The 21,327-nt window shown below is 49.4% G+C and carries 19 protein-coding genes; 8 read left to right on the top strand and 11 right to left on the bottom strand.

The window, feature by feature from the left end:
• Positions 1 to 6: 6 nt before the first annotated feature.
• The 8 genes from purM to ABC502_RS11040 form a co-directional block, all read right to left on the bottom strand.
• A complete protein-coding gene (gene purM / locus ABC502_RS11075) occupies positions 7 to 1,047 on the bottom strand; it encodes a phosphoribosylformylglycinamidine cyclo-ligase (RefSeq protein ID WP_330088249.1) in 1,041 nt (346 codons plus the stop codon).
• A gap of 70 nt (positions 1,048 to 1,117) precedes the next feature.
• Positions 1,118 to 1,525 (bottom strand): hypothetical protein, encoded by a 408-nt coding sequence (locus ABC502_RS11070; protein ID WP_330088248.1) that lies wholly within the window; start codon positions 1,523 to 1,525, stop codon positions 1,118 to 1,120.
• The gene (locus tag ABC502_RS11065) at positions 1,498 to 2,430 is read right to left on the bottom strand and encodes a LysR family transcriptional regulator (RefSeq protein ID WP_330088247.1); all 933 of its coding nucleotides are present in this window, start codon (positions 2,428 to 2,430) and stop codon (positions 1,498 to 1,500) included. The genes ABC502_RS11070 and ABC502_RS11065 overlap by 28 nt, the downstream gene beginning before the upstream one ends.
• A 31-nt stretch (positions 2,431 to 2,461) precedes the next feature.
• Complete coding sequence (gene cmoB, locus ABC502_RS11060; RefSeq protein WP_330088246.1) at positions 2,462 to 3,430, bottom strand: tRNA 5-methoxyuridine(34)/uridine 5-oxyacetic acid(34) synthase CmoB; 969 nt, start codon at positions 3,428 to 3,430, stop codon at positions 2,462 to 2,464.
• A 7-nt stretch (positions 3,431 to 3,437) separates the two neighbouring features.
• Complete coding sequence (gene cmoA / locus ABC502_RS11055; RefSeq protein WP_330088245.1) at positions 3,438 to 4,169, bottom strand: carboxy-S-adenosyl-L-methionine synthase CmoA; 732 nt, start codon at positions 4,167 to 4,169, stop codon at positions 3,438 to 3,440.
• A gap of 82 nt (positions 4,170 to 4,251) precedes the next feature.
• The gene (locus ABC502_RS11050) at positions 4,252 to 4,623 is read right to left on the bottom strand and encodes a hypothetical protein (RefSeq protein ID WP_330088244.1); all 372 of its coding nucleotides are present in this window, start codon (positions 4,621 to 4,623) and stop codon (positions 4,252 to 4,254) included.
• Positions 4,620 to 6,173, bottom strand: coding sequence for a carbon-nitrogen hydrolase family protein (locus tag ABC502_RS11045; protein ID WP_330088243.1), 1,554 nt, complete (start codon positions 6,171 to 6,173; stop codon positions 4,620 to 4,622). Before ABC502_RS11045 ends, ABC502_RS11050 begins: the two co-directional genes overlap by 4 nt.
• Positions 6,174 to 6,201: 28 nt before the next feature.
• Positions 6,202 to 8,217, bottom strand: a complete 2,016-nt coding sequence (locus ABC502_RS11040) for a GGDEF domain-containing protein (protein WP_345915926.1) — start codon at positions 8,215 to 8,217, stop codon at positions 6,202 to 6,204.
• Positions 8,218 to 8,491: 274 nt separating this feature from the next.
• Here ABC502_RS11040 and ABC502_RS11035 point away from each other — a divergent pair, with 274 nt between their 5' ends.
• The 3 genes from ABC502_RS11035 (at position 8,492) to ABC502_RS11025 (ending at position 11,131) form a co-directional block, all read left to right on the top strand.
• Entirely contained in the window at positions 8,492 to 9,724 is a 1,233-nt protein-coding gene (locus ABC502_RS11035; RefSeq protein ID WP_330088241.1) for an Nramp family divalent metal transporter, read from the top strand.
• Positions 9,725 to 9,806: 82 nt separating this feature from the next.
• The gene (locus ABC502_RS11030; protein WP_345915925.1) at positions 9,807 to 10,835 is read left to right on the top strand and encodes an ABC transporter substrate-binding protein; all 1,029 of its coding nucleotides are present in this window, start codon (positions 9,807 to 9,809) and stop codon (positions 10,833 to 10,835) included.
• A gap of 17 nt (positions 10,836 to 10,852) precedes the next feature.
• Positions 10,853 to 11,131, top strand: coding sequence for a hypothetical protein (locus ABC502_RS11025; protein ID WP_345915924.1), 279 nt, complete (start codon positions 10,853 to 10,855; stop codon positions 11,129 to 11,131).
• Here the strand turns inward: ABC502_RS11025 and ABC502_RS11020 are convergent.
• On the bottom strand, positions 11,128 to 11,463 hold the full coding sequence (locus tag ABC502_RS11020; RefSeq protein ID WP_330088238.1) for a ribonuclease E inhibitor RraB: 336 nt from the start codon (positions 11,461 to 11,463) through the stop codon (positions 11,128 to 11,130). The two genes, ABC502_RS11025 and ABC502_RS11020, sit on opposite strands and share 4 nt — an antisense overlap.
• A 112-nt stretch (positions 11,464 to 11,575) precedes the next feature.
• On the opposite strand from ABC502_RS11020, the gene ABC502_RS11015 reads away from it, so the two are divergent.
• A complete protein-coding gene (locus tag ABC502_RS11015; protein ID WP_330088237.1) occupies positions 11,576 to 11,983 on the top strand; it encodes a cytochrome b562 in 408 nt (135 codons plus the stop codon).
• Between the two features lie 48 nt (positions 11,984 to 12,031).
• Positions 12,032 to 12,628 (top strand): HAD-IA family hydrolase, encoded by a 597-nt coding sequence (locus tag ABC502_RS11010; RefSeq protein ID WP_345915923.1) that lies wholly within the window; start codon positions 12,032 to 12,034, stop codon positions 12,626 to 12,628.
• A gap of 15 nt (positions 12,629 to 12,643) precedes the next feature.
• On the opposite strand, the gene ABC502_RS11005 is transcribed toward ABC502_RS11010, so the two are convergent.
• A complete protein-coding gene (locus ABC502_RS11005; RefSeq protein WP_345915922.1) occupies positions 12,644 to 15,709 on the bottom strand; it encodes a transglycosylase domain-containing protein in 3,066 nt (1,021 codons plus the stop codon).
• A 20-nt stretch (positions 15,710 to 15,729) separates the two neighbouring features.
• A complete protein-coding gene (gene hemH / locus ABC502_RS11000; RefSeq protein WP_330088234.1) occupies positions 15,730 to 16,806 on the bottom strand; it encodes a ferrochelatase in 1,077 nt (358 codons plus the stop codon).
• A 429-nt stretch (positions 16,807 to 17,235) separates the two neighbouring features.
• On the opposite strand from hemH, the gene ABC502_RS10995 reads away from it, so the two are divergent.
• From ABC502_RS10995 to ABC502_RS10985, 3 genes are read left to right on the top strand one after another with little or no spacing between them, the layout of a single operon-like run.
• A complete protein-coding gene (locus tag ABC502_RS10995; RefSeq protein WP_330088233.1) occupies positions 17,236 to 17,646 on the top strand; it encodes a hypothetical protein in 411 nt (136 codons plus the stop codon).
• On the top strand, positions 17,633 to 18,850 hold the full coding sequence (locus tag ABC502_RS10990; protein ID WP_330088232.1) for a hypothetical protein: 1,218 nt from the start codon (positions 17,633 to 17,635) through the stop codon (positions 18,848 to 18,850). Before ABC502_RS10995 ends, ABC502_RS10990 begins: the two co-directional genes overlap by 14 nt.
• A gap of 3 nt (positions 18,851 to 18,853) precedes the next feature.
• Positions 18,854 to 21,307: an EAL domain-containing protein gene (locus ABC502_RS10985; RefSeq protein WP_345915921.1), complete on the top strand. Its 2,454-nt coding sequence runs from the start codon at positions 18,854 to 18,856 to the stop codon at positions 21,305 to 21,307.
• The last annotated feature ends 20 nt before the right edge of the window (positions 21,308 to 21,327 follow it).

Raw genomic sequence — 21,327 nt, 5'->3', positions numbered from 1 at the left:
CAGCCCTTAGCGAATAATCACACGCTCATCATCAGCGGTGGCGTGTTGGATTTCGCCCAGATGCCAGGCTGTTTCGCCAGCCTGCTGCAGCAACTGCAGGGTTGCTGCAAGTGTCTCTGCCGGTACCACAACGATCATGCCAACACCGCAATTAAAAGTACGGTACATTTCATGCGTACTGACATTGCCTTGTTGTTGCAACCAATTGAAAATCGCTGGCCATTGCCAACTTGTGCCATCTATCACCGCTTTGCTGTGCTCTGGCAGCACGCGCGGAATGTTCTCCCAAAAACCACCACCGGTAATATGGCATAGCGCGTGTACCGGTTGCTGTTTGATCAGGCTCAGTAAGTTTTTCACATAAATGCGGGTTGGCTCCAGTAAATGATCTGCAATGGATTTTCCTTCCAACTCACTGTCAGGAGACTGGCCGCTTACTTCCAGAATTTTTCGAATTAACGAAAAACCATTGGAGTGTGGGCCGGAAGAGGCCAGGGCAATCAGTTGATCACCGGCTTGCACCTTACTACCATCAATCAGTTCAGATTTTTCAACCACGCCAACGCAAAAGCCGGCAATGTCGTAATCATCACCATGGTACATGCCTGGCATTTCTGCTGTTTCTCCGCCTACCAGAGCACAACCTGATTGAGCACAACCATCGGCAATGCCTTCAACCACAGTCGCTGCGGTATTTACATCCAGTTTGCCAGTGGCGTAGTAATCCAGGAAAAACAGCGGTTCGGCACCTTGCACAATCAGATCATTGACGCACATTGCAACCAGGTCAATGCCGACGCCTTGATGGCGCTTTAAATCCATCGCCAACCGTAATTTGGTGCCGACACCATCGGTACCTGATACCAACACCGGCTCTTTATAGCCTGCCGGGATTTGGCACAGGGCACCGAAACCACCTAAGCCACCCATGACTTCAGGGCGATGAGTGCGTTTGACGGCACCCTTAATACGATCGACCAGAGCGTTACCAGCATCAATATCGACACCGGCATCTTTGTAACTTAAGGATGGATTTTGGTTGCTCACGGCATTCCTCAATTGGACAAGGGCTGAAAATGGTCGCTATTTTACCTGCATAATCCCTGTGACAAAAGCATTACTGGGTAGCATTTGATATTGCCAGCTCTACATAGCTGGCAATACTGATACTGTCGTCTTGCATGATTTTATGGTAAACGATTGATGCAAAAGGAAATTCCTTATCCAGGTAGGTCAGGCAAAGGTAAGGTGCATCCTGGCTGCTTTTATCGTGAAACCACTCGCCTCCCAACTCTCGGCGAAAGACTTCGCCAGTGTAAGCACCCAGGATGGTACACAAAGTAAACAGCAGGTCCTGAGCATGGGCCTGTTTTTTCTGTCGCTGATGGAGGTTTGAAATCAAAGTGTCCAGTTGCAGCAGGCTGGACCTGGTAAAGTCCAGTTCAAGCTGGAACTCTTCTTTGGCATAATTGACGGCATCGTCGGCTGACTGAACCATCAGGTCCCTGAGCTGTTGATCGTGCATAGATTCTCCTTGGTTTGTTCGGATTGATGAGCGCTTAGCAGGCATTGCCGCAATAGTTTGCTGCCGGGACCCAGTTGTTCTTCGTATGGGCTTAATAAAGCCATCGGGGCTAATTTTTCACCACCGCTGGCAAGTTGCACTACTTTAAGGCTGCCGTCTTGTAAGCCGGTTTGTACGGTGTAATCCGGTAGCCAGCAAAAGCCAAGCCCCAACTGCAAGATTTCGATGGCCTCGTAAAAGTTATCGACGGTCCAGCGTTGCTCGGACTTCAACCAGCCGCCTTGTTCTTGCGGCTTTTGAGCGGTATCGCGAATGACAATTTGCAGTTGTTGGCTCAGCTCTGCCAACTCGAGCTTACTATGGCCGGCCAGGGGATGCTGACTACCAACTACAGGAATAAAGCGGGTCACATACAAGGGTTCACCAAGGTGGCCTTTGGGTATCAGGCCGGTGATTACCAGATCGGCACGTTTGTCACGGATGATCTCGGCTGTACCTGTGAGCACGGCATCAATGATTTGCACCCGGCTGCCTCGGCTTTGGGGATAAAACTGCAGTAGGGCCTGATAAAGATACTGCTTGGGGTACGCCAGCTCAACGGCAATACGGATTTCCGGCTCCCAGCCTTTGTCTATGGTGTCGGCCAGCCGTTCCAGATCTTCGATTTGCTGGGTCACCATGCGCGATCGGCGTAGCATCACTTCACCAGCTTCAGTTAAAAAGGCTTTGCGGCCTTTTACTTCCAATAATTCCACTCCAAGCATGCTTTGTAATTTAGCGACGGCATGATTTAGCGAGGATTGACTTTTGTTCAAGAGGGTAGCAGCTTGTGCATAGCCACCGGCGTCAACAACGGCTTGTAAGATGCGCCATTGTTCGATGGTAGTTTTTGGACGATATGGCATGGAAGAGTCACTCTCCTGTAGGCGTTAGCAGTTAACGCTCAGCAACAATCACGGCACGAAGTGGTGCCGGGTAGCCTTCTATCGTTTTACTATGGTCATTTGGGTCGAGAAAATCAATTAAACTTTCATTTTCCATCCAGGACGTGGCGCGCTGTTCAGTCAGGCTGGTTACACTGCTATCCACCTGCCGTGGATTTTTAAAGCCTAATCGCTTAAGCCAATGACAAAGAGCTGCACTGCTTGGGATAAACCAGACGTTACGCATTTTAGCGTAGCGATCACCTGGCACCAGTACCGTCTGCTCATCGCCTTCAACCACCAGTGTTTCCAGCACCAGTTCCCCCCCTGGGCGCAGTTGCATTTTTAATTGGTTTAAAAAATCCAGTGGTGAGCGACGATGGTAGAGTACCCCCATAGAAAACACGGTATCAAAGGCTTGCAGCTCAGGCAGTTCGTCACAGCCTATGGGCAGCAGATGCACCTTAGGATCTGGATAGAAGTGTTTAATGGCTTCAAATTGACTGTAAAAAAGTTGCGAAGGATCGATGCCAACTACAAAGGCGGCATTTGCTTCGCGCATACGCCACAGATGATAGCCACTGCCACAGCCGACATCCAGCACAAAGCGATTTTCCAACGGCTGAATATGGGGAAGCAGGCGTTGCCATTTCCAGTCTGAACGCCATTCTGTGTCAATGTGGATGCCATGAATTGCGAAAGGCCCTTTACGCCATGGCATTAATTGACGAAGTAAGTGCTCAATGCGTTTGCGTTGGCCATCATCAATCGCATCAGGCAAGCCGAGAGTGATAGTATCTCCAAGCTCTATTTTAGAAACTTTGGTTGCTGGCAGCTGTGCCAGTACTTTTTGCCAGCGATGAAAGTCGCCATGCAAAGCCTCTTTTTGCCAATGCGCCAGTTGTGCTGGCAATGTTTGCAGCCAATGTGCCAGGCGATTGCCAGCGATTTGCTGGTAAAAAGGAGTAAACAAATCGGTCATCGGTGCCTCAGGGCTGTTTAAAAGCAATCATGGAGCAGAAATTAAAACACTGGAACCAGACGGTACTCTCAGTAAAGCCTACCTGCTCTAATCGTTGTTGGTGTGCGGCGATGCTATCGGGTTGCATTACATTTTCCAGCGCGGTGCGCTTTTGGCTGATCTCAAGCTCGCTGTAGCCATTAGCTCGTTTAAAGTCGTGATGCAAGTCCACCAACAATTGATTGCTGCGGCTATGAGCGCTGATGATTTTTTCCGATAAGACTAAAATGCCGCCCGGCTTGAGCGCTTGATACACTTTTTTCAATAAAGGGCTTCGGTCTTGCTTAGCGAGGAACTGCAAGGTGAAATTAATGACTACCATGGCTGCGTTTTCGAACGCGACTTCACGAATATCGCCTTCGAGCACAGTAACGGGTACTTCAGAGCGGAAGGCTTCGAGGTGCCGCTGACAACGCTGTACCATGGCTGGGCTGTTATCGACGGCAATAATTTTACAACCAGCAGCACTGATATTGCGCCGCATTGCTAAGCTGGCAGCTCCAAGCGAGCAGCCTAAATCGTAAAAGTGGCTGTTGGCTTGCTGATAACGGCTGGCTAGCTGCCCAATGGTTTGAATAATGCTTTGATAGCCAGGGACTGAACGTTGGATCATATCCGGAAAAACGTCGGCTACCTGATCGTCAAAGCGGAAATCCTGAATGTGCGCCAATGGTTCGGCATAAATATGATCTTTGTGCATAGAAAAAAGGGATAAACACGCATGGGCTAAGTGTATCCGATTTTGTGACGGAACACGATGAGCTTGTGGTGTTCCCCTTGTTTTACTGGGCAACCAGCCGTTTGGTGGCCTCGCGACGTCGGACATAATCGATAAGACCAACAATGAGTAGCGCCAGGCTTTGATACAAAGGAACCATGGCCAGAATCAACACAGCGCGTTCACCTTCAGCCTGATTGGTCACCAGGCCGGCATAGGGCAGTAACGCCAGTAGATGAACAAGGAGTGCAGCCAGCGGAAACAACTTTTTCAGCGAATACTTACAATGCAAAAAAACACTAATACCGGCGGCCACTACTGCGGGAAGTACCAACCAGAAGGAGAGTAGTGGTAGTGTATGCAGCCCGGCTGTCAGGCTAAGTACCAGCCAACAATGCAGCGCCAGCAACGCCAGGGTGGTGATTAAAAGTTTCATGACGAAGGGCTCTCTTTGGGTTTACTCGTGCCAAGCCAGCTTACTTGATACAAATCATGGCGTCGATCTTTTAAATTGGTGACGGAGCCTTCATTGCGGATTTGGGTTAAACGGTCCAAATCCAGATCGGAAAACATCAGCATTTCCGTGTTCGGCGTGGTTTCCGACATCACGGCATCGTGTGGGAAGGCAAAGTCTGATGGGGAGAAAACCGCCGACTGTGCATACTGTACATCCAGATTATCGACAGATGGTAGGTTGCCGCAACTGCCGCAAATGACCACATAACACTCATCTTCAATGGCCCTGGCCTGGGCGCAGTGCCGTACTCGCAAGTAGCCATTTTTGGTGTCGGTCCAAAAAGGTACAAAGAGTACATCCATGTCTTGTTCAGCCAGCAAGCGGCTAAGCTCTGGAAATTCGACATCGTAGCAAATCAGAATACCAACACGGCCGGCATCGGTCTGAAACACCTGCAAAGTATCTCCACCCTGAATGACCCAGTCGCGCCGCTCGTGGGGTGTAATATGGATTTTGCTTTGCATGTCAACGGTGCCATCACGGCGGCATAAATAACTGACATTGAATAAGTCATCTCCCAGCAATAAAGGCATAGAGCCAGTAATGATGTTGATGTTGTAGCTAACCGCCATATTGGACATTTCCTGGCGAAAACGCTCAGTAAAGCCAGCCAGAAAGCGAATAGCTTCCGTTTGGTTGGATTTGTTGTCACAGAGGCCCATTAAGGGGGCATTAAAAAACTCCGGGAAAAGGGCGAAATCACTTTTATAATCAGACAGAGCATCAACAAAGTACTCCACTTGTTGCAGCACTTCATCGACTGAGCGGGCCTGACGCATTTGCCATTGCACGGCACCTACCCGAATCTGGGTTTTACGGCTCTCTATCAGGCGGCCAGGCGGTTCGTAGAAGATATTGTTCCATTCCAGCAAGGTGGCGTAGCCTTGCGATTTTTCATCTTCAGGCAGGTACTTTTTCAGTAAACGCTTTAGTTGAAAATCATTGGACAGCTGAAAGGTGAGAATAGGATCGTAAATTTCCCGACGTTTTACGGCCTCCAGATAGTCGGCAGCCGACATCTCATCAACGTATTGGTGAAAGTTTGGGATCCGTCCTCCGGCTAAAATGGCTCGCAGGTTCTGCTGGCGGCACAGCTCTTTTCGAACTTCGTAAAGGCGGCGGCCTAAGCGATAGCCGCGGTAATCCGGGTCTATCAGTACATCCAGGCCGTAGAGGGCATCACCATGAGGGTTATTCAGAATGGTCATGCGCTGGCTGATCAGTTCATCGTAGGTGTGTGGGTTACTGAAACGGTCGTAATCCACCTGTAACGAGAGGGCAACGCCAACAATGTCATCGTGATCTATCACGCAGACCTGGCCATCCGGAAAATCCTGGATTAGTTTCTCAATGGTATGTCTGGGCCAGGCACCACCGAGATCGGTATAGATCCGGTCCATTAGGCGCTTTAATTGTGGGTAATCGCTGACTTCGAGGTTGCGGATTTTAATATGCAGTTCTTCTTGCACCTGTGAGCTCTCCCTTAGGTTGAGGCAACTATGTACGATGGACGCTAGGGCCGGCAATTGTGCTGCAGGTCAGTTGTTGCAGCGTCAGAGGTTGACTCTGGTCCTGCTCAAAACACTGCATGATATCAGCCAAAGGTACGCGAAGACCGGTGACACCGCAAGCCTGGTTCCGCCCTTTTGCTTTGCCGGAATACAGTGCCAAATCGGCCAGTTGCAATGCTTTTTCCCAGTTCAGTTTTTCTTCCGGAATGTTGTCAAATGGCAGGGTAATAAAGCCAGCCGTAGCGGTGACCACTATGGATTGCCCATTGACCAAAAATGGTTTTTCGGCCAGCAGATACAAGGTGCGCTCGACCAGGGTGCTTAAATCTTTTGGCTTGATTCGGTGCAAATAAAGTAAAAACTCTTCACCGCCCCAGCGAATGGCCTGATCATGTTGTCGTAGCGATTGGCTAAGACGTTTTGCAACCTCTATCAGGATATCATCGCCAGCAGCATGACCGTGTTGGTCGTTGATCTGTTTAAAGTGATCGATATCCAGCAGGATCAATGCATCACGCTCTTGACCATGATGGCGGTGTTCTTTGTGTTGCCAGCGCTTGGCCATGCGTTGCTGGAATGAACGCCGGTTAAACAAGCCTGTGAGGGGATCGCGTAACGATTGAAATTCAAGTTGCTTGTTGGCTTCTTTCAGCCTGCGATTGGTATGCCGGACCTTTCGATACAATTGCCACATCAGGACCCCAGCCAGAGCTGTGGCAAAAGCAGCCAGTAAAATCAACCGGTTTTGCAGTTGCTTGTTCTCTATGGTGCGTTCCTGCAACGCATTGGTTTGTTCCAGCCGTTGTATACGGTGCGCCTGCTCGCGGGCCAGAAAGCGCTGTTGCATTTCACTGAGTATTCTATGACGGTCGCTTTGAAACAGTTCATTGCTCAGATCGCGTTGCTCGCGCAAAATTGCGGCTTCTTCAAGATGGTAGCCCGCATGTTGCAGTGCATTGGCAAACTCGCCTAAAAAGCGCTCCAGATCACTGCGTCTGGCATGTTCACGAAAGTAGTTAATGCTTTCGCGCATTTGTGTCAAACCTTGCTCAGTCCTGCCTTGTTGTACGTCAATATAAGCCAGGTTCAATAAAACCAACTGGTAGGTGTTCTCGTCGTCCAACGCCTTGGCCAGTTTTTTAGCCTGGTGCAATGGCTCTATTGCAGCATCATACTGATGCAACAGGATATAGGATGCACCTATGTTGTTCAGGCTGAGCAGGATAATATCTTGCCGGTCGATAATTTCTGCTTGCACAATGGCTTGATGATGGGTGAGGGCAGACGCTTCATGGTTACCCTGTTCTCCTTCAATATATCCTTTGAGTAGCAGATAGTCGGCCAAAAACTCCGTGGAAGCTATCTGGTCGGCATAGCTTAGTGCTTGCTGCATCAGTTCTTCAGCCAGCTCCCAGTTTTTCATATCGGCATGCAGGCGGGTTAACTGTCCCAACAAAAAGGTAGAGCGAAGCAGAGTACGATCATCATTCGTCTCCTGAACGGCTTCAAGCGCCCGGTACAAATGCTCACTGGCCAGTTCAAAATGATTATCCTGCATGTAGATTCGCCCCAGCAGGTTGTTGGCGTAATAGCGGACCCTGGGTTGTTGCGCATGGGCAAGGTAAGGCTCCAGCTCGACTATGATCCGATAAGCCTCATTCAGACGTTGCTGAACAAAACATACTTCTACCTTTGTTGCCAGTGCTTCGACCATGCTATCGGTGCTGCCGTGTATCCTGGCGTAAGTCAGTAAACGCTCTAATGCCGGCTCAACCTGCTCCGTTTGACCTGTGTGCAGGTAGTGCAGTGTGAAGCTGGCGTAGAGGCGGGTTAATGAATCCGTGGCGGTTTGATCATTGACCTGAGCATGCAATGCATCCAACTGCAGATAGGCCTCTTCGGGTGAGGTATAAAGCAGCATAAGATAAGTATCAATGCCTTGTTCTAGCCAATCTGTGGTCTGTTCTTGAGCCGACAGGACGCATACAAGCAGCAGGGACATCAGCCATGCTTTGATAGGCAATGAGCCGCAACGAAATAGCGAGGTTAGGGCTGTTCTAGGCAAAGGTGCTCTCATGCTCGTACAAAGGCACTTCAAATGTAGCAAGGTTTGATTGGAAAACCAACAGCTTCATTTTATTTCAGTTTTGTGTTTTGAGTTTGCTCTTTCAGCAGCCCATGTTAGGACTACTCATCTATTCACACCTGGCAATTGCATTGTCGCAGCGAGCCGGCATACTAAGCGATAACACTTTGATGTAAGGATATCCATCGGTATGCGCTCTTGGTTTCGTCTTGGTCCGGCAACGCTGGTTGCTGCGGCCTTTATTGGCCCTGGAACAGTGGTAACGGCATCGCTGGCTGGTGCGAATTTCGGTTATGCTTTGCTTTGGGCACTGTTTTTTTCTGTACTGGCTACGATGATTTTGCAGGAAATGGCTGCCCGGCTTGGTATTGTGACAGGACAAGGGCTGGGCGAAAACCTGCGTTTGCTGGTAGCACAGCCCGTGCTACGATTCGTGTTATTTGTGCTAGTCATTGCTGCCATTGTGATTGGTAACAGTGCCTATCAAGGTGGCAACATTAGCGGTGCCAGTTTAGGGGCCGATGCCATCTGGGGAAATACCCGCTTCATCTCGGCGATTCGCCAGTACAGTGGCCTGAATCCATGGGCTCTGATGATTGGTATTGTTGCTGCAGCCGTTCTATGGCGTGGCAATTACCGGTTGATAGAACGTTGTCTGATTGCTTTGGTGCTGCTAATGAGCCTGGCTTTTATCAGCACCATGTTTTTAACCCGTCCTGATTATGCAGCCATGCTGCGTGGTGTATTTATACCAACAATTCCGAGTGGGGCCACGCTCACCGTGATAGCACTGATTGGTACGACTGTCGTGCCTTACTCGCTGTTTCTGCATGCAGCCAGTGCAGCCAGCAAATGGCAGAATACGGCAGATAAAGCACTGGCATTGCAAGCATCAAGTGCGGATTTGCGTACGTCCATCCCGTTAGGAGGGCTAATTTCGGTCGCTGTGGTATCGACGGCTGCGACGGCATACTTTGGGCATGGTTTGGCGATAGAAAATGCCGGGGATTTGGCTGTGTCGCTGGAGCCCCTGTTTGGCCGCTCAGCCACCTACCTGATGGCACTTGGTTTGTTAGCCGCCGGGCTGTCATCGGCGGTGACGGCTCCGCTAGCTGCTGCCTTTGCGCTTAAAGGGATACTCCAGCTTTCGAACGTTCAGTTCAAAGCCACCTGGCTTGGTATCATCGGCATTGGTGTGCTGGTTTCTTCGCTGGGTTTAAGGCCAGTGTCGGTGATCTGGTTTGCTCAGGTTGCCAATGGTATTTTGTTGCCGGTGTTGGTTTTCATCCTGTTGCTGGCAGCGAACTCTTCTATACTGGGTAAGTACCGCAATGGTTTGCGTCAGAATGTACTTGCATCTGTTGTTTTGGTTTCAACTTTGGTGTTGAGCGGGCGCAGTTTGTGGGTTGCTTTTAGTGGCTAGAGACCACAAATCGTAAGGAGACTTTGTAGTGTCAGGTCATTGCCGATTATTGCTTCTTATCATGGGATTTAGCCTGGGGTCTATGCCTGTGCTCTTTGCTGCACCCAAGGTGCTTTTTGTATCCCCTTCCCATGCCGGAGATCCTTTTTTTCAGTATGTAGAGCAATATGCTCGCATTGCATCTGAAGATCTGGGGCTGGAACTCGAGGTGATTTACGGTGATGGGAATCGTTTATTGCAATTACAACAGTTGGAGTCTTACCTTAAACAGCAGCAGCCCCATTACATAGTGGTTCAGCCATACTCTGGTGGAGCCAAGGCTTTGATGGACTTGCTGGCAGGCTATCCTCAATTGAAGGTTATCACCTTTGAGCGAATTTTGCTGGCGTCGGAGGAGATGAGCATTGGTGTTCCCGGTCAGCATTATTCAAACTGGATTGCTGAAATATATTTTGACAATGCCCGTGCCAGTTTGGCCCTGAGCAAAGCTCTGTTAGAGGCTTGCCGTTCACAAGCCAAAGCGGGGCGACATGATGTGATTGGATTGAATGGGGCTCATGGTTTCGAGTCTGAAGAGCGCGGACGCATGATTGTTGAGTTAAGCCGGCATGACCCGGATTATCGTTTTCAGCAATTGGTCTACTCACAATGGCAGCGTGATCTTGCAGCCAGACAAAGCCAGCAATTGCTAAGGCGTTATCCGAAAACCAGTGTGATCTGGGCTGCATCTGATTGGATAGCGCTTGGGGTTCTGGACATGCTAAATGAGCAGGCCACAGAGTCAGCCTCGTACTGCATCGGCGGTTTTGACTGGTTGCCGGAAGGCATTGCAGCCATTCAAAATGGTCAATTGAGTGCCAGTGTCGGAGGGCATTACATGATGGGAGCCTGGGCAATGGTGGCGGTTTATGATCATTGGCAAGGTGCCCTGCCAGCAGGTAAGTTAGCTGGTAGCCCCGCTTTCGCTCTAGAGGTGATATCCAGTGACAATGTGCAGCAATACCTCCCTTTACTGCAACCTGACTATTGGCAAAACTTTGATTTTCGAAGCTTAACTTTTCGGCATCAGCCGGAACAAAGCCACTACGCTTTTCAGCTTTTAGCAAAATAAATGACAGGTGATAGCCAATGAACTGGATCCACTGGGTGGGGATGATCCCTGCTATTATTTTTCCGGCAGCAACCATGATACAAATTATCCATTTGTTGCGGGTTAAAAACGCTGCCGGGGTGTCCGCTCTTAGTTGGAGTGCCTTTGCTGTAGGCAATCTGGCACTCTATGTGTACACTGAAAAATACTTGGAATGGCAGGCTTTGCTTGGGTTGCTGGGTACTGCTTTATTGCAGCTCTATTTAATCGTTTTGATCCTATATTATCAGCGCCAGGCTACCCAAACCGAGGTTTAAGTCTGCTCGTCAGGTTCTTGCACGCCCCAGCCATCGTATTTGCCGGCGAACTTTTTTGCTAAAGTTTCCAGCTCAGTTTCAAAGGCTGTGACAGCTTCGTAGCAAAGAGGGAGCAACTGGCTTATCTTCAGCTCCCACTGACTTGCGGCATCTAATGCCAGTTGCAAACTGGCCTCAGGGAACTGCAGGCTAAGGGCGGTCTGGGCCGCTTCTGCCTTGTCCTGTCGTTTAAAAAACACGTAAAAATCTAGTTCGGTTGCTTGATGTAACACAAAGCCTGACTCAACAAGCAGTTGCAACATATCGCCATTGGCATCGTCTGGAAATTGCATAATGGATGGTTCCTGATAGTTTCTGTTGCAGAGTATATCAGTTTCATTCGCGCTAGGCTTGAAGGAACTGGCATGGTAGGATCTTTGTAGAAAACTCAGGAGAAGAAATGGTATGAAATTTAGCTACCCGGTGCTGTTGCTGGCTCTGTTGTGTTGTAGCGCTCCGCTCTCTGCGTATACCTCGCAGTCTGAGAGCCTGGAAGTGATTATGAAAACCTTTTCATTTCAATACCGACAAGCAGTTGAAGCAGAATCAGCTGCACAACGGCTAGAATATGTACAGCAGATGCAGCAGGGCATGGTTGCTGCGAAACAAGCCCCAATGCGTGATGATCTGGCTGAAAAATTTGTCGAAGGCTTTAAAAAAGTGGCAGCAAAGCTGGATGCTATTGAACAGGCCATCCTGGCTGGTGAGCTGGCGCAGGCTGAGCAGCAGTTGCTACAAATTGACCAGTTGCGTATTGAGTACCATCGTTTGCGCAAACGCAGTTTCTGGCAATGGTTGTTTGGCAATCGTTAAGCGCGCGGGTGTCAACCAGATAATCGATGGGTTCAATTGAGAATGCGGATGCTGACACCTTTTTTACGTGCCAAGTTTGATGTGGTGGCCTTTGATTTGGATGGGACTCTGGTTGATAGTCCGTTGAATTTAGCCGCCATTCGTCAGGAACTGGGTTGGCAAGACGGCTGTGATTTATTGCAGTCACTGGCGATGTTGCCGGATGATGCCAGCCGGCAACATGCTGCTGAGGTTATTTATCGGCATGAGATGCAAGCAGCAGAAAACTCTACATTATTCCCAGGCGTGCTGGATTGCTTGCTGCAGTTACAGCAGAGTGGCATCGCTACGGCCATACTGACCCGTAATATGCGTGCAGCAACTGAGTTGATGATTGATAAGCTTGGTATTCCAATCTCGCTGGTGTTGACGCGGGAAGATTGCGCGGCAAAGCCGGATCCTGAGGGGTTGCAACGCATTGCTACTCATTATCAGGCCGCCATGCATCGCCTGTTGTATGTCGGAGACTTTCACTTTGATTTGTCTACAGCAGCCAATGCTGGCGCTCAATCTTGCCTGTTACTTAACGCGAGTAATCAGCAGTACGCTGTGAATGCGGACTGGGTGATGCAGGATTATGCGCAATTGAGCAGAGCTTTACGCTAACTGCATCAAGCAGCCTTAATCGGTATTGCTTGCTGTTAGTGTGCAATTGTTTTGAAGCAGGTGAGGTAACAACACCGGCTCCAGGCTCTTGAGAACTTGCACCGGCAAGGCCGAGGTAAAGCGCAACTGTTCAGACTGAGCTCCGGCCGCGTATGCGGTTAAGGTGCCGAAATAATCTGGTCCCAGATAAAACACAAAGGTTGCAGTGCGGTTTAGGCTGCGCTGATCTAAGCGGTTACCCCGGCTATCAACTGTAGTGATTCTGTTATCGCCCGTACCTGTTTTTCCGCCGCTGATACCAAGCTGCTGATACATACCCTGCAAGCGTCGTGCAGTCCCGTCCCGCACAACTTCACTTAATACCCAGCGCAGTGTGGCTGCAACTTCTGGTTCCATAACCCGGCTACCCTGATTGGTAGCTTGCTCCCAACGGGTGTGGTAAGGCGTATTCTCACCCAGGGTGGCGGCTCGCAGCACCTGACTGGGATAACGCAGACCATCATTCATAATAATGGCCATTAATTCGGCCAAGGCAGCCGGCCTGTCGCCAGAGCTGCCCAAAGCGGTAGCCAGCGAGGGAACCAGATAATCAAAAGGGTAACCAAGTTGCTGCCAGCGGTAATGCAGATCCCAGAAGGCTTCTACTTCCAGCATGATACTGATGCGATTATCGCGGGCGCTGCGATGACGGGTGCGAAACAGCCATTGATACACTTCTTGTCGCTCAGCTTTGCTCGTTGCCAGCAGTTCCGCCCAGCTCAGATCAGGTCTTTCTAGCAACTGCCCTACCAGCCAAAGCTCCAAAGGGTGGAGCCGGGCATGGTACGCTTGATCCGGTAAGCTAAGCTTGCGTGCGGCAAAGCTTTGATACCAGCGTTGCAATTGTTGGCTACTTACACCGCCTGCGGACTCTCTTTCCAAAAAGCGTGTCAGTTGCTCGGGGCTGGCATCCGGATACAACCATAAATAAATGGCCGCCATGCGATCCGGGCGTTGACGGGCCGTTTGCAATAACATCTCCAAGCGTTGTTCTGATGATTTCTGGCGATGCTTGCGCCAGAATTGCTGCAGGTAACTGGCTCCTTCACGCTCGGCAAAGCTACTGAGGTAAGCTGCCCGACGGGTGTCGTCATCGCTTTCAAGCAGTCGGTCACCCTGAGTGTCTTTATGGTAAGTGCTGTAATTAATGATATCGCGCAATAAACGGACAAATGGCAGATTGATGGATTCTCTGGTTGCTTCCAGTATGGTTGGATTTCGGCTGTTGTCTTCAGCCATAAAGTTGCCAAAGCTGTGCAATCCTCCTCCGGTAAAAAAGCTTTCTGCCGGGTTGGCGCTGTAGCGACGTTGCAGGGACAGTTGCAGTAAATCGGTCAGCTCCATGTCAGGTTTCAGCAGTAATTGATCGATCACCCAACGACTGATGTGGTCCTGTGGTGCTATGGTTAACAGCTGCAGTTCCTGTACCGCTTCACCAGCGTAGCGTTGATACAGCTCGGCAATAATTTCCAGGTAAGTAACCAATACCCGCAGTTTGGCGGTAGATCCCAATTCCAGTTTACTCTGACTGTTTAAATCAAAAGCTGTGGCAGAAGTGTCTGTCTGGGCCCGCAACTGATAACCGTTTTCCTGGCGTTGAAACAGCACGAAGCTGTATTCGATGTGTGCACTGTCTTGGGCGGATAGTAACCTGTGTCCAATCAGGCCATGTTGAGCCGCTACGGCTGGATCTCTTAGCTGTTGCAGGAAGTAGCCTATTTGTTGTTGTAAAGAGAGGGACACGCTACTTTCTACCCGTAAATCGAGCCTGTCGGTATCGTATGGATGCAACTGGAGCATAGGTGACAGTTGCTGGCGCAGCAGTTGGCTGGCTTTAGCATCGTGATTTTGTTGCAGTGGCAGCCAGCCCTTAGGAGTAAATTCTAGTGGTGTTGTCAGAGCCAATTGCACCAGCTCGGGTGGCAGATAATGATCAGAACCAAGGAGTTGCAGATACAGATGAACAAGCTGTTCGAGCTGAGCCCGACCTTGCACTAAGTAAAAAGATGGGCGGCGTTGCGCAATCATCAATGCCAGCACTTGTTTTAGTGCGAGAGCGGTTTCCTGATTGATATCCAGCTCTGTGAGCAACTGATTGTTGTGCTGATAGTCAGCACCAAACCAGGCCCAAAGGCCATCCGGCAAGCCATGCACCTCGCCAAAGCCAGGCGCAGCAGCCAGTGGGACGGTATTGATGTAATGCAGCAGCAACTGCTGACGGTGAGTTTCGGTAGACGGTGATATCTGATAGGCACGAACACTGGCCGAGAGCATCTGTCGGAATTTTTCGCTCATGTTGCTGGTACGGCCTGATGCGGAATGGCGGTATTTTTCCAGTTGAGTAGCCAAAGTGCTACCACCACCTGCAGCAGCATCATTGTTACCCAACCATTGCTGGGCCTGGCTCAGTGCCGCCGCTCCTAATCGCGGCCATTCTATTGCTGGGTTATGATAAGTTGATTGCGCTGATAAGATGCTCTTATTTTCGATAAAAGCCAGTAACTGCGGCAAAATCGGTGCCATCTGCTGCATAGAGTCAAACTGACGTTGCGGATAATCAAAGCGGTAAATCGTCGTCAGCTGGCAATCCTGCATATGCAAACCCGTTTGTTGTTTTTCCTGGTAAGGCGGATAGAAACCAAACCGGGTATAACGCATCAAACTGGGGGAGAACTCACTTTGCTCTGTGATCATAAAACCATGTGCAGCCAGTGAGCGTTGCCACTCCGGAGCAAGGCTGTAGCCTCGCTGTTGATTGTAAGGGCCATCAGCAGGGTAGCGAATGGCCGTGGAACCGGTTTTTATCACCTTGCTTTCCAGTTGCTGCGCATAACGATGCAGGAAATGCGCCTGATAAAAGCTGGTTTGCACCTCCTGCCATAGTAGTACTGCAAGCAGGACAATAGTCACTGGCAATAACCAGGGCCACCAGCGGCGAGTGGCACGAACTGAGAGAGTAGAGCGAGCCTCAGCCGGACCACCGAAATCTTTGCGCTTTAGCAGGGGGGCTGAACCAAACTTAGGCTCTATCCGCGGCGACATAACGTTTCTCTGCCATCAGGTTAATTTTCAGCACCCAACTGGCGGGCTCTTTGTTGGCGCTCCGGATCGCTTTTTAACTGCCAATGAGCCAGGTTCTGTTCAATTAATTGGCACAAGGCATCAATATGCTCCGGGTTATCATTCAAGGCAGGAATGTATTGGTAGTGTTCACCTCCGGCATGCAGAAAGTATTCCTTGTTTTCTTCACCAATTTCTTCAATGGTTTCCAGGCAATCAGCAGAAAAACCGGGACAAAAAACCTGAACATGTTTCACGCCCTGTGCTGGCAGGCTTTTTAAAGTCTCGTCGGTGTATGGCTTTAGCCACTCTTCCCGCCCAAAGCGTGATTGAAAGCAAGTCAGGTAATCTGCATCGGTAAGGCCTAATTGCTCGGCAATTAACCGTGATGTTTTATAGCATTCGCAGTGATAGGGATCGCCATTTAGCAGATAGCGCTTTGGTATGCCATGGTAGGAAAACAGCAGTTTTTCCGGGCGGCCATGTTGTTGCCAGAACGACTTGATCTGTTGAGCAGCCGCAGCGATGTAAGGTTGAAAGTCATGGTAATGACTGATAAAACGAAAATCCGGTAACCAACGACGTTGTGTAAAATCGCGGGCAATGGCATCAAAGGTGGACGCACTGGTAGAGCCTGAATACTGCGGGTAGAGTGGCAACACCACCAGCTTCCTTACCCCCTTGTCAAACAGATCGTTCAGCACACTTTGCATGCTGGGATTACCGTAACGCATGGCAAAGGCAACCTCCAGGTTCTGATGTCCTTGTGCGAACAACTGGTTACGAATCGCTGTGCACTGCCGCTCTGTGTGGAACAGTAATGGTGAGCCTTGCTCAGTAAAAACAGTGGCATAGGCTTTCGCTGAACGCCGGGGGCGTATACGTAAGATCACTCCATGCAGTATGAGCCACCAGAGCAGCCGTGGTACTTCAACCACTCTCGGATCTGATAAAAACTCAGCAAGGTAACGCCTGAGTGCTTTCGGGGTAGGGGCATCGGGTGTGCCCAGGTTGGTTAGCAGGACGCCTACTTTATCTTGTTGTTGGTGTTGGAAGTTTTGGCTGTTGGTATAGCGCATTGGGTTTTCTGCCTAAAAGTCGTAAGGGTTGGCTGGTCAGTACGCAGAGAATCACGATTCAGATGTCTGTTCAGGTCCGTTTCATTTGCAGGAGTACTACTCCCAGATGATTGGACTGCCTTTAGTTCCTCAGTATACGCAGTCCATTGAGGGAATGCCAAACCTGCTGCATGGAGTTGCTTGAAAACTGTACAAAAAGCGCAGCTTGCATCTATTATTTCCTGCAGGGACATGATGATAAACGAATAAAACTATGATCCAACTTGATATAGGGTTGATTTTACTATGAAATGACAGGGTGCGTACGACAGATCCTGCCAGCAGGACGAATGGTCAGCTGTTTGTACACGAATCCGTTTCACATGTATTCAGGGTCTATGGCTTACTCAGGGACTTTAATGCCATTGGGAGCTCTGATACTGGTGCAGCATGATTAAATATTTTTTCCTCATTAGTTTATTCTTTCTCAGTGTCGACTGCCATGCTGTCCAGGTGATAGCACACCCGTCCGTCGAGTTGCAGCAGCTAAGCCCGGCACAGCTTCGGGCACTATTCAGTATGCGACAAACTCAGTGGCCGGACGGCACGGCTGTGCGTGTTTATGTGCTAAGCAATGATCACTTGGTGCATCAGAATTTTTGCAAGCAGCAACTGCGAATGTTTCCTTATCAGTTGGATAATATCTGGAATCGCTTAAGCTTTTCAGGGATTGGTACCAGGCCACAGTTGGTGAGTTCAGAGGCTGAGTTGGTACAGATGATTCAACAGACACCAGGCAGCATAGGCTACCGATCGATCAGTGCAGATGAAACAGGGGTTCGTATCATTGAAATACTTTAATCCACTCCGCCAGGCTGTTGCTTCCTTTCAGCCACTTCTGTATGGCTTTATTGCCGCATTGTTTGGTGGCATGGCCTTTTCAGGTCAGGCACAGGAATGGCAATGGCATGGCTTTATGGCGCAAGGCATGATCCAGGCGGATAAAAGTAATTTTATTAATCGAAGTGGTGATCCCTCGTTTGCATTAACCGAAGTAGGGCTGAATGCATCGTTGCAGTTACAACCAAGTTTCCGCCTGGCCGGTCAAGTGGTGTATTTGGATGGTGGTAACCGATATCCGGATGGCTTAAAGCTGGATTATCTGTTTGTAGACTGGTCACTGATGAGCCAACTGGATTGGCAAATCAATGCTTATGCCGGTCGTTTTAAGAACCAGCACTGGCTGTATTCAAGTACTCGCGATGTGCCGTTAACCCGGCCAAGTATCGTATTGCCGCAATCGGTGTATTTTGATGCGTTTCGGGATATTGCGGTTAGCAGTGATGGTGTCGCACTAAAAGCTCGTGTGAACTCGGCCGTTGGGCACTGGGAGCTTAACTGGAGTTTGGGTGCCACGCCCTTGTCTGATAAGCAGACTTCATTATTGCTTGGCGAGTCAGTGCTTGGGAAATCACAGCAAAAATATGTGCATCAGGCCAGTATGTTTTGGCAACCTGAGCTTAGTAACTGGACCTTGGGTATTTCTTTACTGGATTCTGAGTTCAGCTTTCGTCGGGCCGAAGGTGATGATTTTTGGGATGCTGACTTTGTGGTGCAACGCGTTATGTTTAATGCACAATATCAGCAGGAGCGCTGGCAACTGGTATCTGAGATTTTTCAGGAGCGGATGGATACGCGAGGCTTTTTTTCGCCGGCATTTGAGGTGCAACAGTTTGGCCAGGGAGGCTATCTTCAGGGGAGCTATCAGCTAAACTCAAAGCTACGCTTTAATGCAACTATGGATTATTTTGTGGCAAATAAAGATGATCGCCAAGGGCGGCAACTGGCCGAGGCTAGTCAGGGGATGGTCCCTGAACACTTTGGCTATCAGCATAGTTTTATGCTGGCTGCCAGCAGAGAGCTGGCACCACGTGTCCGATTGCAGTTGGAGCATCACTGGGTTCATGGAACGGGACGGTTAGCTCCGGTTATTGTACCGGAGCTGGATAAAAACCGACAGCCATACTGGCAACTTTGGGCCGTACAGCTCATGTACTGGTTTTAACAGATGCGTCGTTTTATTAGTTTGCCATGGAAACTGCTGCTGGTGATGTTGCTGGTGCTTTTTATTATGGCATCTGCTTTAACCAGTTTTTCATTAATGCGGGTGCAGGATGAATTCTATCAGCAACAACAGCACAAGCGTGTGCTTGGTGAGCAGCAGTTTCGTCAGTACAACCAACTGATTGAGAATCAGTTAAGGATCTGGGTAGAGTCTTTTGCCGAGATTAGCCTGGTGTCGCAGCAGGATTCTGGCCTGGCTGATTTTAAGCGGGCGCTGGCGCAGCAAATTGAAACCTTACATCTGCATTTAAATGTTGATAATGTTTGGTTGTACTCTAATGCCGATGTGGTGCTGTATCAAAGCACAGCAGTGATTCCTGCCGCCATTGATGATTTGGTAGAGCAAGCCTTTGTCCGGCAAGAGCCTCAAAGCAAAATTCTATGCGAACAGTATTGTGTAAAATCACTGGTATTTCCACTGTTGCTGGACGATGACAATATTGCCGTGATTGCGATGACCACCACCTTGGTGGATATTCTATTTTATCTGAACCGCTCTTTGCAGGCCGAGGTTGCTATCGTCAGTCATCAGCGTAGTAGCACGGCCCGGCCGTCTGATATTCAGCTATTATCCAGTTCCAATACTTCGCTGCTCAGTGATTTGTATGGTGAGCTGCCGCAGTTGCTGGATGTGGATCGTATCAGCAGCCAGGGGTTGCGCTTGCGCGCGGGCAATCGTCATTATTTTGCTCAAATGCAACTGCTGGATGATCGGCATGAGCGTCAGTTTCACTTAATTTTGATCGAAGACATTACCAGTTATGCGAAGGCAAATCAGCGCTATCAGCTACGTATTATTTTAATTGCTCTGCTGGCGTTTGTTTTACTGGCTTTATTGACCTATGCAATTACCAAGCGACTGAGTGCACGATTAATGACCCTGGCTGCTCGTTTGCCTCTGTTAGCCAATCGTGAGTTCAGTCGTTTCCGGGCAGCCAGTGAACGTAAAACGGCTTTTTTTAGTGATGAAGTGGATAATCTCAATGAGGCGACATTAAAACTAAGCTGGCAACTGGAAGCTTTAAATGAACAGGTAGAGTTGCATACGCAAGAGCTGGAAAATATTGCGATGTATGATTTACTAACCGGTTTGCCCAACCGCAATATGCTGCAATATCAGTTAAAAAAGGCACTGGCAGCTCTGGATGAAGCGCCTGGCCTGGTTGGCTTGCTATTTATGGACCTGGACCAGTTTAAAAAAGTCAATGACAGCCGGGGACATAAGCTGGGCGACCAATTGCTTATTGAAGCCGCGACCCGCTTACGGGCCTGCATTCATAGCTCCGATACGGTTTGCCGTTTTGGTGGTGATGAGTTTGTCATTATTTTATCAAAAATGGCTGATGAAGAGGAAACCGCACGAGTGGCTCAGGCTGTGTTGCAGGTCTTCAGTCAGCCCATGACTGTACTGGGTGAAGATTTTCTGATTGGCACCAGTATTGGTATCAGCTGCACCGCCGATAGTGCGACGCCGACTGAGGATTTAATCCGTCAGGCTGATTTGGCCATGTACCAGGCAAAAGCAAAAGGTGGCAATAGTTGGCATCATTACACCGCAGAAATGTATCGTGCTTTTGCCTATCGGCTGCAACTGGAAAATGAAGTAAGGGGAGCGCTGGAGCGGCAAGAGTTCAGCTTGAGTTTACAGCCTCAAATTAACGTTGCCAGTGGCAAACTGTATGGGTTTGAAGCCTTATTACGGTGGCAACACCCCGAGCGGGGGATGGTACCGCCAGATGATTTTATTGGGGTTATTGAGAACTCGCATTTAATGGTGCCTTTGGGCTATTGGGTGATGGAACGTTGCTTTGTGATTGCCCGGCAACTGGTCGAACGGGGGTATCACAACTTAAAAATTGCCATTAATTTGTCTGCTGATCAGTTAGCCGATCCGGGGTTATCCGACTTTCTGCAGCAACAGTTGAGCAAGTATCAGCTTGCCGCCAGTAATTTTGAGCTGGAATTGACCGAAAGTACGCTGGTAAAAAATGTTGCTGAAACCCTGGCTAGCATGCATGCATTGAAAAGCATGGGGTTTGGTTTTGCGATTGATGACTTTGGAACCGGTTATTCATCCTTGAGTTATTTGAAACAGATGCCGGTTGATACCATTAAAATTGATAAAAGCTTTTTGTTCGGCATGCTGGATAACCATGCCGACTTCCAGATTATTACCTCAACCATAGCGATGGTGCATAAGCTGGATTTGAAAGTGGTTGCTGAGGGTGTCGAAAGCAGTGCGCAGCTTAGGGTGCTGCGCCAGCATCATTGCGATTATGCCCAGGGCTTTTACTTTTCCAAAGCTGTGCCTGAAAAAGAGTTGCTTCACTTTTTACAAGACAAGTTCCGAGACGGTTACTGGCTTGGCAGTGTCCGGGACGACGATTCGGGCGCATAGAGCTTAATCGAGGATGAAGA

It is taken from the genome of Alkalimonas sp. NCh-2 (assembly GCF_039631345.1).
In the GTDB taxonomy this organism is placed as follows: Bacteria; Pseudomonadota; Gammaproteobacteria; order Enterobacterales; family Alteromonadaceae; genus Alkalimonas; species Alkalimonas mucilaginosa.
The sequence above is the reverse complement of the archived record's forward strand: the minus strand, read 5'-3'. Positions and strand labels throughout refer to the sequence as shown.

Excerpts from the sequence above, each read along its gene's own strand:
- ABC502_RS11020 (WP_330088238.1), bottom strand. The coding sequence starts at position 11,463 with ATGCAATTTCCAGACGATGCCAATGGCGATATGTTGCAACTGCTTGTT.
- ABC502_RS11015 (WP_330088237.1), top strand. The coding sequence starts at position 11,576 with ATGAAATTTAGCTACCCGGTGCTGTTGCTGGCTCTGTTGTGTTGTAGC.
- ABC502_RS11035 (WP_330088241.1), top strand. The coding sequence starts at position 8,492 with ATGCGCTCTTGGTTTCGTCTTGGTCCGGCAACGCTGGTTGCTGCGGCC.
- ABC502_RS10995 (WP_330088233.1), top strand. The coding sequence starts at position 17,236 with ATGATTAAATATTTTTTCCTCATTAGTTTATTCTTTCTCAGTGTCGAC.
- ABC502_RS11010 (WP_345915923.1), top strand. The coding sequence starts at position 12,032 with ATGCTGACACCTTTTTTACGTGCCAAGTTTGATGTGGTGGCCTTTGAT.
- cmoA (WP_330088245.1), bottom strand. The coding sequence starts at position 4,169 with ATGCACAAAGATCATATTTATGCCGAACCATTGGCGCACATTCAGGAT.
- ABC502_RS11070 (WP_330088248.1), bottom strand. The coding sequence starts at position 1,525 with ATGCACGATCAACAGCTCAGGGACCTGATGGTTCAGTCAGCCGACGAT.
- hemH (WP_330088234.1), bottom strand. The coding sequence starts at position 16,806 with ATGCGCTATACCAACAGCCAAAACTTCCAACACCAACAACAAGATAAA.
- ABC502_RS11050 (WP_330088244.1), bottom strand. The coding sequence starts at position 4,623 with ATGAAACTTTTAATCACCACCCTGGCGTTGCTGGCGCTGCATTGTTGG.
- ABC502_RS11030 (WP_345915925.1), top strand. The coding sequence starts at position 9,807 with ATGCCTGTGCTCTTTGCTGCACCCAAGGTGCTTTTTGTATCCCCTTCC.
- ABC502_RS11040 (WP_345915926.1), bottom strand. The coding sequence starts at position 8,217 with ATGTCCCTGCTGCTTGTATGCGTCCTGTCGGCTCAAGAACAGACCACA.
- cmoB (WP_330088246.1), bottom strand. The coding sequence starts at position 3,430 with ATGACCGATTTGTTTACTCCTTTTTACCAGCAAATCGCTGGCAATCGC.
- ABC502_RS10985 (WP_345915921.1), top strand. The coding sequence starts at position 18,854 with ATGCGTCGTTTTATTAGTTTGCCATGGAAACTGCTGCTGGTGATGTTG.
- ABC502_RS11005 (WP_345915922.1), bottom strand. The coding sequence starts at position 15,709 with ATGTCGCCGCGGATAGAGCCTAAGTTTGGTTCAGCCCCCCTGCTAAAG.
- ABC502_RS11065 (WP_330088247.1), bottom strand. The coding sequence starts at position 2,430 with ATGCCATATCGTCCAAAAACTACCATCGAACAATGGCGCATCTTACAA.
- ABC502_RS11025 (WP_345915924.1), top strand. The coding sequence starts at position 10,853 with ATGAACTGGATCCACTGGGTGGGGATGATCCCTGCTATTATTTTTCCG.